The 13,274-nt window shown below is 44.1% G+C and carries 12 protein-coding genes and 2 tRNA genes; 9 read left to right on the top strand and 5 right to left on the bottom strand.

Annotated features, from left to right (window positions below):
• Positions 1 to 53: 53 nt before the first annotated feature.
• From CDG60_RS16850 to CDG60_RS16830, 5 genes are all read right to left on the bottom strand, one after another.
• Entirely contained in the window at positions 54 to 395 is a 342-nt protein-coding gene (locus CDG60_RS16850; protein WP_087512110.1) for a zinc-ribbon domain-containing protein, read from the bottom strand.
• Between the two features lie 168 nt (positions 396 to 563).
• Positions 564 to 639 (bottom strand) — tRNA-Glu (locus CDG60_RS16845).
• Positions 640 to 674: 35 nt separating this feature from the next.
• Positions 675 to 750: transfer RNA gene (locus CDG60_RS16840), tRNA-Ala, on the bottom strand.
• A 57-nt stretch (positions 751 to 807) separates the two neighbouring features.
• The gene (gltX, locus tag CDG60_RS16835; protein WP_087512111.1) at positions 808 to 2,316 is read right to left on the bottom strand and encodes a glutamate--tRNA ligase; all 1,509 of its coding nucleotides are present in this window, start codon (positions 2,314 to 2,316) and stop codon (positions 808 to 810) included.
• 130 nt (positions 2,317 to 2,446) lie between these two features.
• The gene (locus CDG60_RS16830; protein WP_087512112.1) at positions 2,447 to 2,746 is read right to left on the bottom strand and encodes a hypothetical protein; all 300 of its coding nucleotides are present in this window, start codon (positions 2,744 to 2,746) and stop codon (positions 2,447 to 2,449) included.
• A gap of 392 nt (positions 2,747 to 3,138) precedes the next feature.
• Here CDG60_RS16830 and CDG60_RS16825 point away from each other — a divergent pair, with 392 nt between their 5' ends.
• From CDG60_RS16825 to mraY, 9 genes are all read left to right on the top strand, one after another.
• Entirely contained in the window at positions 3,139 to 4,137 is a 999-nt protein-coding gene (locus CDG60_RS16825; RefSeq protein ID WP_087512113.1) for a sulfate ABC transporter substrate-binding protein, read from the top strand.
• A 228-nt stretch (positions 4,138 to 4,365) separates the two neighbouring features.
• On the top strand, positions 4,366 to 5,382 hold the full coding sequence (locus CDG60_RS16815) for a sulfate ABC transporter substrate-binding protein (RefSeq protein WP_087512114.1): 1,017 nt from the start codon (positions 4,366 to 4,368) through the stop codon (positions 5,380 to 5,382).
• Between the two features lie 86 nt (positions 5,383 to 5,468).
• Positions 5,469 to 5,915: a GNAT family N-acetyltransferase gene (locus CDG60_RS16810; RefSeq protein WP_087512115.1), complete on the top strand. Its 447-nt coding sequence runs from the start codon at positions 5,469 to 5,471 to the stop codon at positions 5,913 to 5,915.
• Between the two features lie 163 nt (positions 5,916 to 6,078).
• Positions 6,079 to 7,002 carry a 16S rRNA (cytosine(1402)-N(4))-methyltransferase RsmH gene (gene rsmH, locus CDG60_RS16805; protein ID WP_087512116.1) on the top strand — a complete coding sequence of 308 codons (924 nt, stop codon included), beginning with the start codon at positions 6,079 to 6,081 and terminating at the stop codon, positions 7,000 to 7,002.
• Positions 7,002 to 7,334 carry a cell division protein FtsL gene (gene ftsL / locus CDG60_RS16800; RefSeq protein ID WP_087512117.1) on the top strand — a complete coding sequence of 111 codons (333 nt, stop codon included), beginning with the start codon at positions 7,002 to 7,004 and terminating at the stop codon, positions 7,332 to 7,334. The genes rsmH and ftsL overlap by 1 nt, the downstream gene beginning before the upstream one ends.
• Before the next feature lie 12 nt (positions 7,335 to 7,346).
• Positions 7,347 to 9,167 carry a penicillin-binding protein PBP3 gene (gene ftsI, locus CDG60_RS16795; RefSeq protein WP_087512118.1) on the top strand — a complete coding sequence of 607 codons (1,821 nt, stop codon included), beginning with the start codon at positions 7,347 to 7,349 and terminating at the stop codon, positions 9,165 to 9,167.
• 11 nt (positions 9,168 to 9,178) lie between these two features.
• A complete protein-coding gene (locus CDG60_RS16790; protein WP_087512119.1) occupies positions 9,179 to 10,684 on the top strand; it encodes a UDP-N-acetylmuramoyl-L-alanyl-D-glutamate--2,6-diaminopimelate ligase in 1,506 nt (501 codons plus the stop codon).
• The gene (locus tag CDG60_RS16785) at positions 10,685 to 12,094 is read left to right on the top strand and encodes a UDP-N-acetylmuramoyl-tripeptide--D-alanyl-D-alanine ligase (RefSeq protein ID WP_087512120.1); all 1,410 of its coding nucleotides are present in this window, start codon (positions 10,685 to 10,687) and stop codon (positions 12,092 to 12,094) included.
• A complete protein-coding gene (gene mraY / locus CDG60_RS16780) occupies positions 12,095 to 13,213 on the top strand; it encodes a phospho-N-acetylmuramoyl-pentapeptide-transferase (protein WP_087512121.1) in 1,119 nt (372 codons plus the stop codon).
• Positions 13,214 to 13,274: the final 61 nt, after the last annotated feature.

The raw sequence follows: 13,274 nt of genomic DNA, 5'->3' as shown, positions 1-13,274 counted from the left end.
TCTGAATATTTTCTAACTTTCGCAAGAGCTTTAATATATTAAAAATATTGGAATCAGATATTCCACTCATGGTTACAGTCACGGCATTTCCAATGGCGGTTATTGCTCATAAATGCCTGCATGGAAATTTTAAAGTCAGGCAGATCACGCCAGAACATCACACCTGCGCCAGCACAGATCAGGAAAACCACCACAGTTGCAATCTGAAGTGTCTGACCAGCACCATCGCCAAAAGCCCACATTGCAATGCTGATCACCACAAGCAGTAATAAAACAAAAATGGCAGGAATCAGAATGACCAGGCTTTTAGGCACATTTGGGCGTACAGCGGGTTCACTTGCACTGGCAACAGGTAGGATTTTACGGCTCTGACACTTTGGACACTGGTATTGCATGGTGGTTCCACATTTATAATCTGACTATTATTCTAAACGTTCTGCTTCAGAATGCAAAAGACGTGACAAAAGTTGAAAGCAGAATGATTCAATCACTAAAATTCAGGCAATAAAAAACCCAGGTCATTATGCCTGGGTTTTTTACTAAGATGTATGACACCTTGAATATGGCGTCCCTACGGGGATTCGAACCCCGGTTACCGCCGTGAAAGGGCGATGTCCTAGGCCTCTAGACGATAGGGACAAGTGAGGCAACACAGGTAAAGCAATTTAAGAACTTGGTGGAGTCAAGGAGGATCGAACTCCTGACCTCTACAATGCCATTGTAGCGCTCTACCAACTGAGCTATGACCCCAGTCTGTGTGAGCGCTATATTATGGATAACGCCCGCACTCGTCAACTAAAAAATCAGTTAAGCTTTATCAACTGCATCATTTTTCGGCAATTTGATGCTTTCATTCAGCTTTTCCCACACTTTTGCTTCTTTTTTACTCGGTCCGCCTACAATTTCAAGCGCATGACGCAGACGTGCAAAAGTTAAGTCAGGACCAATCGTGACCATGGATTGCATCACTGGTGTTGAAGACGTCGAACCTGCAATCGCGATAAAGAACGCAGGCATGAAATCACGCAGCTTAATTTCCATCTGATTCGCCAGTTCCATCAAGGTCTGGCTGACCGTGTCATTATTCCAAGTGAATAAGCTTTCCAGACGCCAAATCGCAAATTGTAAGCTCTGACGAACCTGTTCTTCAGACAGTTTCTTACTTTCAAACTGTTCTTTGCTTAAGCTTGGGAACTGGTTGAAATAGAAACCTGCCCAGTTTACTGCTTCTGACAATAGGTTAATACGAGGTTGAATTGCAGCAGCAATTTCTTCCAGTGTATTACGGTCAGATTTCCAGGCCAATAAAGTATTTAACAGTTCAGCAGGAGAGAGCGCTTTAATCCACTGACCATTCAACCAGTTGAGTTTTTCTACATCGAAAATTGGACCACCGAGTGATACACGTTTGATGTCGAAATTTTCAATCATTTCAGCCAAAGTGAATTTTTCACTTTCATCCGGCATTGACCAACCCATACGCCCTAAGTAGTTCAACAAAGCTTCTGGTAAAACACCGATGTCTTTGTAGTAGTTGATCGATGTTGGGTTTTTACGTTTAGATAGTTTTGATTTATCAGGATTACGTAACAATGGCATGTGGCACAATGTTGGCATGTCCCAACCAAAATATTGGTATAACAACTGATGCTTAGGCGCAGATGGAATCCATTCTTCACCACGAATGACATGAGTAATTTCCATCAAATGGTCATCTACCACGTTCGCCAAGTGATAAGTTGGTAAGCCATCAGTTTTCAGCAGAATTTGCATATCAACTTGCGCCCAAGGAATCTCAACTTCCCCACGCAGCAAATCATTGAATTTACAAATCCCTTCTTCAGGTACTTTCATGCGGATCACATGCGCTTCACCCGCAGCCAGGCGGCGTTGAACTTCTTCCTGAGAAAGTTTTAAACCACGACCGTCATATTTTGGTGATTCACCTCGTGCCTGCTGTTCAGCACGCATCTGATCGAGTTCTTCTGTGGTTGCGAAGCAATAGAATGCATGACCTTTTTCAACCAGTTCCAGAGCGTATTGTTTATAAATCCCCATACGCTCAGACTGGCGGTAGGGTGCATGTGGACCGCCGACGTCCGGACCTTCAGACCAGTTCAGACCTAACCATCGCAATGAATCCAGAATCATTTTTTCAGATTCAGGAGTAGAGCGAAGCTGGTCGGTATCTTCAATACGAAGAATAAACTCACCGCCATGCTGCTTAGCAAAACATAAGTTAAACAAGGCGATATAAGCGGTACCTACATGAGGAAAACCGGTAGGAGAAGGTGCAATACGGGTACGGACTGTCATAACGGAATATTATTCAGAATGTAAATTGAAACCATTATAACGAAAAAGCCTGATCACTTAATGCTTAATTCGCATTCTGTGATCAGGCAATGTGCGGCTCCCTTTACAGAGGACTGGGCGCCTGAATTAATTAAGAATTATTCTGAGTGAAAAATGACTGAAGAAAACGGCTGAAGCTCTGATTCTGTGATGCAAAGAAGCTTTGTGTCGGTGCTGTTTTAATGGCAGTAATCACTTTAAGATCGTTATCTGACTGTAGGTTTTTATCGCCATTTTTCTGCTGATTCAGGGCTTTTTCAATCAGTGAAGTTTTTTCAGCAGGCAGGCTGACTTTTGCACTGGTTGATTTTATGGATGCAGAAAACGTGCTTTGAGCAGCAAGAGCACAGCTCATGCTGAGCAGTAAAATCTGAATAAACTGTCTGTTCATGTCCAACGTCCCCTTTGGTATTGAAGAAACTGTATTTTTATATAAAGAAGGTTTGTACGACTACAATTTAATCATCTTTTGAAATAAAAAAGTAGAACTACGTCACATTATTTACAAAAATATAAAGAAAACTACTTTAAAACCGTCTTGGTCTAAACATATTTTCTTTTTTCAGCGCATATGTTGTATCAGATAAGTGTGGAGATAAAGTGAAGAATTTTTATAAGTCACTGTTTTTTCAGTCGCTTATAAAAAACAGGTCTATCATTTGCTGTTTTATGGATATGCATAAATCATATTTACAAATAATTATTTATTATAACTAATTGATTGTTTTTAATATTTTAAAAATATAGATTGTGTTTAATCTTTATTTTAAATGAATACCCAATATGAAAAAAATAATTGTATCTACATTTTTCACTGTACTGAGTGGACTGGCGGTTCACAGCCATGCAGGCAAAGAGTTTCTGAATGTCTCCTATGATCCGACCCGTGAATTTTACCAGGAATATAATAAAAGTTTTGGTGAGTTCTGGAAAAAGAAAACAGGGCAGGAGATTGAGTTTAAACAGTCACATGGTGGTTCTGGTAAACAGGCTCGGTCCGTTGTGGATGGATTACAGGCAGATGTCGTCACGCTGGCACTTGCCAATGATATTGAGGAAATTGTAAAAGCAGGTCTGATTGAACCAGGCTGGCAAAAAGAATTTCCAAGTAATTCTGCGCCGTATACCTCAACCATTGTATTTTTAGTTCGCAAGGGCAACCCGAAAGGCATTAAAGACTGGAATGATCTGACAAAGCCGGGTGTGGAAATTATTACCCCAAATCCGAAAACAGGTGGTGCACCCCGCTGGATTTATCTGTCGGCATGGGGTTATGCCCTGAAACAGCCTGGGGGGAATGATGCCAAGGCTCGTGAGCTGGTTAAAAAGCTCTATAAAAATGTAAAAGTACTGGACTCAGGCGCACGGGGTTCACTGACGACTTTTGCTGAACGTGGTATTGGTGATGTGCTGTTGTCCTGGGAAAATGAAGCATTGCTGGCAACATCTGGTCCTGATAAAGATAAATATCAGATTGTGTATCCATCCATTTCGATTCTGGCAGAGCCTTCGGTTGCCATCGTGGATAAAAATGTGGATAAGGATGGAAACCGGAATCTGGCGAAAGGGTACTTAAATTATCTGTACTCACCACTGGGTCAGGATCTGGCAGCAAAATATAATTTCAGACCCCGAAATGCTCAGGCAGCGGCAAAATATGCAGCAAAATTCCCTAAAATTAAACTCTTCACCATTAATGATGTGTTTGGTGGTTGGGCAAAAGCTCAGCAGACGCATTTTGTGAATGGTGCTGTTTATGATCAGATTTCAGCTGAAAAATAACAGAAATGAAATAAATAGGTGGGTTATTATCTGTTTATTTTATAAGTGATTCATAAAAACATATAAATTAAGAATAAGCATTCTGTTTTTAAATTCTCATTTTAAAACAGGGTTTTGAGGAAGAATGCTCCCGTTTTTCCTTATCAGCAAAATCCGGTATTTTCATTGAAGAAGTGCAGCATATTTCATATAGTTATCACAATTAAAGATCAACTGTTCTGAATTCTCATGAAAACTGGTTTAAAAGCATTGATAGGAGCAGCAATTGTTGCTTCTGGTTTCACTCTGACCACTGTCTCTGCACAGGCAGCAGACCGTCAGTTCCTGAATGTATCTTATGATGCAACACGTGAATTTTACGATGAATTCAATAAATCATTCGGGACTTACTGGAAAGACCGTACAGGTCGTACCGTCGATTTTAAACAGTCTCATGGTGGTTCAGGCAAGCAGGCACGCTCTGTTGTTGATGGTCTGAAAGGTGATGTGGTTACACTGGCACTTGCCAATGATATTGATGAAATTGTGAAGTCAGGTCAGATTCAGCCGGGCTGGCAGAAAGAGTTTCCATATAATTCTGCACCTTATACATCCACCATTGTATTTATGGTGCGTAAGGGCAACCCTAAAAAAATCAAAGACTGGACCGATTTAACCAAACCGGGTGTTCAGATCATTACGCCTAACCCGAAAACAGGTGGTCTGCCACGCTGGATTTATCTGTCGGCATGGGGTTATGCACTGAAACAGCCAGCGGGTAATGATGCCAAAGCCCGTGAGTTTGTCTCTAAAATGTATGGCAATGTCAAAGTGATGGACTCGGCTGCACGTGCATCCATGACGACGTTTGCAGAACGTGGTATTGGTGATGTATTGCTGACCTGGGAAAATGAAGCCATGATCAGCCAGAAAACACTGGGTAACAAGTTTGATATCGTTTATCCATCCATGTCGATTCTGACTGAGCCTTCGGTTGCGATTGTTGATAAAACGGTTGAGAAAAACGGTAACAAATGGCTGGCAACGGGTTATATCAACTATCTGTATTCACCATTAGGTCAGGAAATGGCAGCACGTCATTTCTATCGTCCACGTAATCCAGAGATTCTGGCAAAATATTCAAAACAGTTCCCTGCACTGAAAACATTTACCATTGATGAAGTCTTCGGTGGCTGGGCAAAAGCACAGCAGACGCATTTTGTGAATGGTGCTGTTTTTGATCAGATTTACAGTAAAAAACGTTAATCGGTCACGGTGCTGAGCAGAAAACCTCCTTTTTCAGGAGGTTTTTTTATAAAGATCAGATTGATTTTAAAGTAAACAGGGTAATCATGAGTATGCATATACGCGCTGCGACAGCTGAAGATATTGATTTGATCTTTGATATTCGGACAGCAGTCAAAGAAAATCACTTATCCAGAGAGGAACTGGCTGAATCAGGTATTACTGAAGACACGATTCTGGCGTTGATTGAAAACACTCCATCGGTATGGGTAGCTGAACTGAATCATCGTGGATGTGGATTTGCGATCGCTGATCAGGATGAAGGCAGTATTTTTGCCATGTTTGTTCATCCTGATTTTGAAGGACAGGGCGTGGGTGCAGCATTGCTGGAAAAAGCCGAAATTTTTTTATTTCAGTATTTTCAGGAGATCTGGCTTGAAACAGATGCTGAAAGCCGGGCTTATGGGTTTTATTGCCGGCATGGCTGGCGTGTTGCAGAATATTTTGAAAATGGCGATGTGAAAATGATCAGGACAAAGACAGCTGTTTTATAGTTCTGATTCTGCTGTTTTTTTGCACTGAATCTGACTGGAATGACAGGAAAAACGGTTTTCTCTATGAAAATTAATATTTCCCTACAAAAAGACGTTTGGAGCTTTATTAAAACAAGGTAATAATGTGCAGTTAAATTCCCCTGTTAGCTGTTGATTGATTTTTATGTCGCATATTTCTGTATTACTTCACGAAACTGTTGATGCACTGCTGGCAGAGCGCAATACAGGAATTTATGTCGATGGCACATTTGGCAGGGGTGGTCATACCCGACTTTTGCTTTCAAAACTGGATGAAAATTCCCGTGTTTATGCCTTTGATAAAGATCCGCAGGCACTGGAAGTGGCGTATCAGCTGGAAAAAGAAGATCCACGGTTTAAAATTATTCATGCCAGTTTTGCAGATTTAAAAGCAGAAATTAATGGACTTGGTCTGGATAAGGTGGACGGCATTATGGCTGACCTGGGAGTGTCTTCACCTCAGCTGGATCAGGCAGAGCGTGGCTTCAGCTTTATGAAAGATGGTCCTCTGGATATGCGGATGGACAATTCACAGGGACAGACAGCAGCAGAGTGGCTGGTCGATGTGGATGAAGAACATCTGGCGAATGTCATATTTCAGTACGGGGAAGAGCGTTACAGTCGACGTATTGCCAGAGCCATCAAACAGGCGGGATATATTGAAACCACAGCGCAGCTGGCGGAAATTGTCAAAGTGGCGCACCCAAAGTGGGAAAAAAATAAACATGCTGCAACCCGTACATTCCAGGCGATCCGTATTGAAATCAATAAAGAACTGGATGATGTGCATTCATTTTTACCCCAGGCAACAGATTTGTTAAAATCTGGTGGCAGACTGGCAGTGATCAGCTTCCATTCGCTTGAAGACCGAATTATTAAACAGTTTATACAGAAAGAATCCACGCTTGCGGAAGATAATGGCTGGGGTTTACCTCAGAAAGTTGAAGACACCCGCAGACTGAAAAAAATTGACCGAATCCGTGCCAGTGAAGCGGAAGTTAAGGAAAATCCACGTTCCCGCAGTGCATGGTTGCGAGTGGCGGAGCGTCTGACTGCAAAAGGCGAATAATGAAAACAGAAGCAGTTGAAAACAAAACAGAAAATTTGCGGTTAAAAAAAATAATCGTTTATTTTATTTTACTTGCCCTGGTTTTTTCCAGTGCAATGATGGTGGTTTTTCAGGTGTTTGAATATCGGCATGATTATCGGCAGCTCAGTGGTTTTATGCGTGACCGCGATGATCTGAATGCGGAGTGGGGACGTTTGCTGATTGAACAGCAGACTTTTGGTGCAACAGCGCAGATTGGTACACGGGCAGTGACTCAGCTGCGGATGTATTCGCCACCTGCTGCGCAGACGGTAGTGATTTCTTTACCTGCAACAACACAAGATAAAAAATAAGGCTGGCTGTAGATGGTAGATCCACGTAAAAAGCAAACACGTAAAAAGCAGCCCATTACTGAAAAAGCATCATTCAATGTAGATATGTGGCGCTTTTATCTGATGTGGGGAACGGTCCTGCTGTGCTTTGTTGCACTGGTCGGGCGGGCTTTCTATGTTCAGGTGGTGAACAAGGATTTTCTGCAGAATAAAGCCAATGCCAATATTTTACGCACCGAAAAAGTAAAAGCCATGCGTGGGGTGATTTATGACCGCCATGGTGTTCCACTGGCTATCAGTACACCTGTCATGAAAGTGGTGATGGATCCGCGGGATTATTTTGATAACAAAAAGCTGTTTGAAGAAACCACAGCAGAACTGAAAAAAGATCCGAACAACCGTAAGTTAAAACGTCAGTTACCTGATAAAAACCTGAATCTGGATCAGTTGGCAGATGCTGTTGGTATGGACAGGGAAGAACTGAAGAAAAAGCTTTATGAGCGTCCACGTTCGCGTTATCTGGTGCTGAAAAAAGAAGTACCGCCACAGCAGGCAGAACTGATTGCTAAACGTGAATTTCAGGGTGTTTATACTGAAAAAAACTATAAGCGTTATTATCCTCAACCTCAGCCAAACGCACAGATTATCGGTCTGACCAACAGCGAAGGCTCAGGGATTGAAGGACTGGAAATGCAGCTGAACGGTCGTCTTGCGGGTGAGGACGGTGAGCAGCAGGTGATTCGTGATAAGCGCGGAAACCGTGTCCGTGATCCAGAAGTGATCAAGGAAATGGAGCCTGGGGAAAATATTACCCTGAGTATTGATTCACGTCTGCAGTATATTATGTACCGTGAACTGACAGCGGCAGGTGTTGCGAATAATGCCCGTTCAGCAACAGCCATTACTGTTGATGTAAAAACCGGTGAAATTCTGGCAATGACCAGCTGGCCTTCGTATAACCCAAATGATAAAGAAGGCTTAAAAAATAAAGATGCCATGCGTAACCGTGGTGCGGTGGATTCATTTGAACCCGGTTCCACCATGAAGCCACTGACCATAGCAATGGCACTGGAAAGTGGGAAATATACCGCAAATACTGTGGTGAACACGTCTCCAGGTTCCATGCGTGTAGGGAATCACACCATCCGTGATACGCATAATTATGGTGCTCTGACACTGGGCGGTATTATTCAGAAATCCTCCAACGTGGGTGTTGCAAAAATTGCACTGTCTCTGCCTTATGCAACATTGCCGACATTTTATCAGCGTGTAGGTTTTGGTCAGCGTTCTGCGGTGAAATTCCCTGGAGAAAGTGGTGGTCTGATTCTTCCAAAAAATAAATGGAATGTTTCAGAGGTTGCCACCATGGCTTATGGATATGGCTTAAATGCAACCGTACTTCAGATGGCAGATGCTTATGCCATGCTTGCCAATCATGGTGTGAAAGTACCTTTAAGCCTGTATAAACTGGAAGATAAACCAAAAGGTGAACAGATTGTTGCTCCTGAAATTGCAGATCAGGTTCTGCTGATGATGGAAACAGCGACATTACCTGGTGGAACAGCCACCCGGGCAACCATTCCAGGCTATCGGGTCGGTGGTAAAACAGGTACAGCACATAAACTGCGTGCAGACCGTAAAGGTTATTCGCAGAATGAATACCGGGCATTGTTTGCAGGTGTCGCACCGGTCAGTGACCCGCGTCTTGCCATGATTGTGGTCGTGGAAAATCCGAAAGGAACCTATTATGGCGGTACCGTTTCAGCACCGGTTTTTGCACGTGTGATGCAGGAGTCATTGCGTCTGATGAACGTACCGCTGGATAAGCCACTCGACAGCCCTAAAACTCAGTAAACAGGTGATGAATGTCAATTACATTTCAGGATATTTACTCTACAGATCAGCATGCTGAGTGGATGGAAAAACCATTTCAGGGGTTTAATCTGGACAGCCGTTCTGTTCAGCCAGGGCAGATTTTTATTGCGCTGACCAGTTATTCCCAGCCTGAAAAAACATTACAGTTTGCACAGGCAGCACTGGATAAAGGTGCGCTGGCAGTGGTCAGTGAAAATAAACTGGGACTGGATCATGAATTTGTCTGCTCAGATGTCCGTCATCTGATGGGGCAATGGCAAAAACAATATTTACAGGCTACAGATCCAGTCAAAGCTGCACGAATACTGGCTGTAACAGGAACCAATGGTAAAACCACGATTTCCCGCCTGGTTGCAGAACTGCTGATGTTGCAGGGTCGAAAATGTGCAGTGATGGGAACAACAGGCAACGGGATTCTACCGAACCTTGAGGCTTCTTCGCACACGACACTTGATGCATTGCATTTACAGAATTTACTGCATGATTTTGCTCAGAATGGTGCCGAATTTGTTTCACTTGAAGCAAGTTCACATGGTCTTGAACAGGGGCGTCTGAATGGCTGTGATATTGAAATTGCAGCGTACAGTAACCTTAGCCGTGATCATCTGGATTATCACGGGACACTTGAGGCATATGCCGAAGCCAAGTCCCGACTGTTCAGCTTTCCATCCCTGAAAACGGCTGTCATCAATATAGATGATGAACATGCAATGGCCATGCTGGATGCAGCCAGCAGTAATCAGGCACATCCTGAAATACTGACCTATTCCACTTCAAAAAGTGCCGATTATCAGGTTTTTGGTATTCAGTACAGCCTGGAGGGTGCCACTTTTCATCTGAAAACAGCCAAAGGTGAATTTACGGTAAACAGCCCGCTGCTGGGACATTTCAATATTGAAAATCTGGTTGCCAGTCTGATTGTGGCAGAGCAGGCAGGGTTTGATCTGGCACAGCTGATTGCAGCGGTACCTAAGCTGCAGGGAGCACCTGGTCGTATGCAGGTGATCCGTGATGCAAGCCGTTTATTTGTTGTGGACTATGCACATACTCCGGATGCACTGACCCAGGTGCTTAAAACCCTGAAACGCCATGTTGAAAATCAGCTGTGGGCTGTATTTGGCTGTGGCGGTGATCGTGACCGTGGCAAGCGTCCACTGATGACCAAAGCGGCACTTGAGCAAGCAAATCCGGTCATGATTACTTCAGATAATCCACGGACAGAAGATCCTGCACAGATTTTTGCTGACATGAAACGTGATATTGATTTCAGTCAGCACGATGTACATGAAATTCATGACCGCCGTGAAGCAATTAAATATGCCGTTAAACATGCACAATCGGGTGATATTGTGGTGATTGCCGGTAAAGGTCATGAAAATTATCAGGAAATTGATGGTGTACGCCATTGGTTTGATGATGTGGTTGAAGTGCAGTCAGCGATAGATGCACAACACCATAAACCCGATTCAGCGTATCCAGCGCAACAGGAAAAATAGATGCACACTTCCACCACCAGTACTGTGCCTCTGGAACCGTGGACAGCAGATGAACTTGCTGAAGCGACTCAGGGTTACTGGTACTCAGATCAGGCACCGCAGGGTGAAATTAAACGTATTCTGAGTGACTCACGTCATGCAGAGCAGGGCGATGCCTTTCTTGCATTAAAAGGTGAACGCTTTGATGCACATGATTTTATTGCACAGGTTGCAGAAAAAGGCTGTCAGATTGCGATTGTCAGCCATCCTGTGGATGTGGATATCTGTCAGCTTGTCGTGAGTGACACCCGTCTTGCACTGGGGCATCTTGGGGCATACCGACGTACACGTCATGCACAGCTGAAAGTGATTGCACTGACCGGTAGCAGTGGAAAAACCACGACCAAGGAAATGCTGGGCAGTATCCTGTCCCGTCTTGCTCCGACCCTGATTACCCGGGGAAATCTGAACAATGACCTCGGTGTCCCGATGATGTTGCTGGAGCTGCGTGCTGAACATCAGTATGCAGTGATGGAGCTGGGTGCAAGCCATCAGGGTGAGATTGACTATACTTCAAATCTGGTTCAGCCTCATGTTGCCGGTATTCTGAATATCGGTACAGCGCATATGGGCGAGTTCGGTGGGCGTGATGGTATCTGCCGTGCTAAATCCGAAATTTACAGTCATATCAGTCCATCAGGAACATCCATTATTCCTGCACAGGATGATTTTACCGATCAGATCCGCGCTGCTGTACAGACTGAAAAAAGTCTGAGTTTTGGTGAAGGTGGTGATGTTTTTGCTACAGATATTGTACTGCATGCGCAGTCATCTTCATTCATGATCAACACAGCCCATGGTTCCCGGTCAGTGAATCTGCCGTTTGCAGGTCTGCACAATGTACACAATGCAGAAGCCGCGACAGCATTTGCGCTGGCAATCGGTATTGGTCTGGATGACATTGTGGCTGGACTGGAAACAGCTCAGGGTGCCAAAGGTCGCCTGAATTTTATCCGCAAAGCGAATTATCTGTTCATTGATGACACGTATAATGCCAATCCAACCTCCATGCGTGCAGCTGCAGAAGTTTTAGCACAGCAGGATGGTATTAAAGTACTGGTGATGGGTGATATTGGTGAACTGGGTGACAGTGCAGCACAACAGCATTATTTGCTGGGTCGTGATCTCGTGTCAGTTCAGGGGATTAATTTTGTGGTTGCTGTCGGTGAATTTGCACCTGCAGCTCAGGAAGGTGCCCGCAGTACTCAGTATGGGAAAAAAATGCAGGCATTTCTGAATCAGGCACAGGCTTTGCCGTTATTAACAAGTCTGGTGGAAACCCACCAGCCGCAGTCTATGAGTTTCCTGTTTAAAGGTTCTCGTTATACCCATATGGAAACATTGATGACCGAATTGATGGAGAAACTCTAAATGTTGTATTGGTTATTTCAGCATCTGGCTGGCTATGAAAATGCCTTTCAGGTGGTTCGGTATCTATCATTGCGTGCCTTGCTGAGTGTCTTGACAGCCCTGGCAATCGGTTGGGCTTTAGGTCCTGTGATGATCCGTAAATTACAGGCTCTGAAATACGGTCAGGCAGTCAGCTCTTTTGCACCTGAAAATCATGCCAAAAAAATGGGTACGCCTACCATGGGCGGCATCCTGATTCTGTTATCCATTGGGATCAGTACACTGCTGTGGGCAGACCTGAGCAATCCTTATGTCTGGATTGTACTGGGTGTGATGGTTATTTTTGGTGCTGTGGGATGGGCGGATGACTGGATTAAAGTCCGTTATAAAGACAATGCGGGTCTGCCAGCCAGGAAGAAATTTTTCTGGACTTCAGTGGGTTCACTGGGTGCGGGTATTGCGCTGTATGTCATTGCTACACAGCAGGACAATCCGGTACACACTGCCAACATGCTGGATCTGCTGATTCCTTTCTTTAAAAATCTCAGTATTCCATTGTCTTCAATTCCATTGGGTATCGGTTTCATTATTTTCACTTATCTGGTGATTAATGGAGGCTCTAATGCAGTCAATTTGACGGATGGTCTAGATGGTCTGGCAATCATGCCGATCGTACTGGTTGCCGCAGGTCTGGGGGTATTTGCTTACCTTGCGGGTGATATCCGTTTTGCCAGTTATCTGCATATTCCTTATGTGAAATACACCTCTGAGCTGGTGATTATCTGTGCAGCCATGATTGGTGCCGGTCTGGCATTCTTGTGGTACAACGCACATCCGGCTCAGGTATTCATGGGGGATGTCGGTGCGCTGTCACTGGGTGCGATGCTGGGCACAATTGCAGTGATGGTTCGTCAGGAAATTGTTTTTGCGATCATGGGCGGTGTGTTCGTGGTTGAGGCGATTTCGGTATTCCTGCAGATCGGTTCATTGCGTATGCGTAATAAGCGTGTGTTCCTGATGGCGCCATTGCATCATCATTATGAGAAAAAAGGCTGGCGTGAAACTCAGGTTGTGATCCGTTTCTGGATTATTACAATTATGCTGGTAGTTTTGGGTCTGATGACTTTAAAATTACGCTAAGAAAGCATGATACGAAAAGTCGGCAGCTGCCGGCTTTTTTTTATGGCTGATGAGATAACCG

It is taken from the genome of Acinetobacter chinensis, assembly GCF_002165375.2.
In the GTDB taxonomy this organism is placed as follows: domain Bacteria; phylum Pseudomonadota; class Gammaproteobacteria; order Pseudomonadales; family Moraxellaceae; genus Acinetobacter; species Acinetobacter chinensis.
Note: the sequence above shows the minus strand (reverse complement) of the source record. Positions and strands in the feature narration are given on the sequence as shown.

Excerpts from the sequence above, each read along its gene's own strand:
- CDG60_RS16830 (WP_087512112.1), bottom strand. The coding sequence starts at position 2,746 with ATGAACAGACAGTTTATTCAGATTTTACTGCTCAGCATGAGCTGTGCT.
- CDG60_RS16790 (WP_087512119.1), top strand. The coding sequence starts at position 9,179 with ATGTCAATTACATTTCAGGATATTTACTCTACAGATCAGCATGCTGAG.
- mraY (WP_087512121.1), top strand. The coding sequence starts at position 12,095 with ATGTTGTATTGGTTATTTCAGCATCTGGCTGGCTATGAAAATGCCTTT.
- CDG60_RS16850 (WP_087512110.1), bottom strand. The coding sequence starts at position 395 with ATGCAATACCAGTGTCCAAAGTGTCAGAGCCGTAAAATCCTACCTGTT.
- CDG60_RS16785 (WP_087512120.1), top strand. The coding sequence starts at position 10,685 with ATGCACACTTCCACCACCAGTACTGTGCCTCTGGAACCGTGGACAGCA.
- gltX (WP_087512111.1), bottom strand. The coding sequence starts at position 2,316 with ATGACAGTCCGTACCCGTATTGCACCTTCTCCTACCGGTTTTCCTCAT.
- CDG60_RS16825 (WP_087512113.1), top strand. The coding sequence starts at position 3,139 with ATGAAAAAAATAATTGTATCTACATTTTTCACTGTACTGAGTGGACTG.
- ftsL (WP_087512117.1), top strand. The coding sequence starts at position 7,002 with ATGAAAACAGAAGCAGTTGAAAACAAAACAGAAAATTTGCGGTTAAAA.
- CDG60_RS16815 (WP_087512114.1), top strand. The coding sequence starts at position 4,366 with ATGAAAACTGGTTTAAAAGCATTGATAGGAGCAGCAATTGTTGCTTCT.
- ftsI (WP_087512118.1), top strand. The coding sequence starts at position 7,347 with ATGGTAGATCCACGTAAAAAGCAAACACGTAAAAAGCAGCCCATTACT.
- CDG60_RS16810 (WP_087512115.1), top strand. The coding sequence starts at position 5,469 with ATGAGTATGCATATACGCGCTGCGACAGCTGAAGATATTGATTTGATC.
- rsmH (WP_087512116.1), top strand. The coding sequence starts at position 6,079 with ATGTCGCATATTTCTGTATTACTTCACGAAACTGTTGATGCACTGCTG.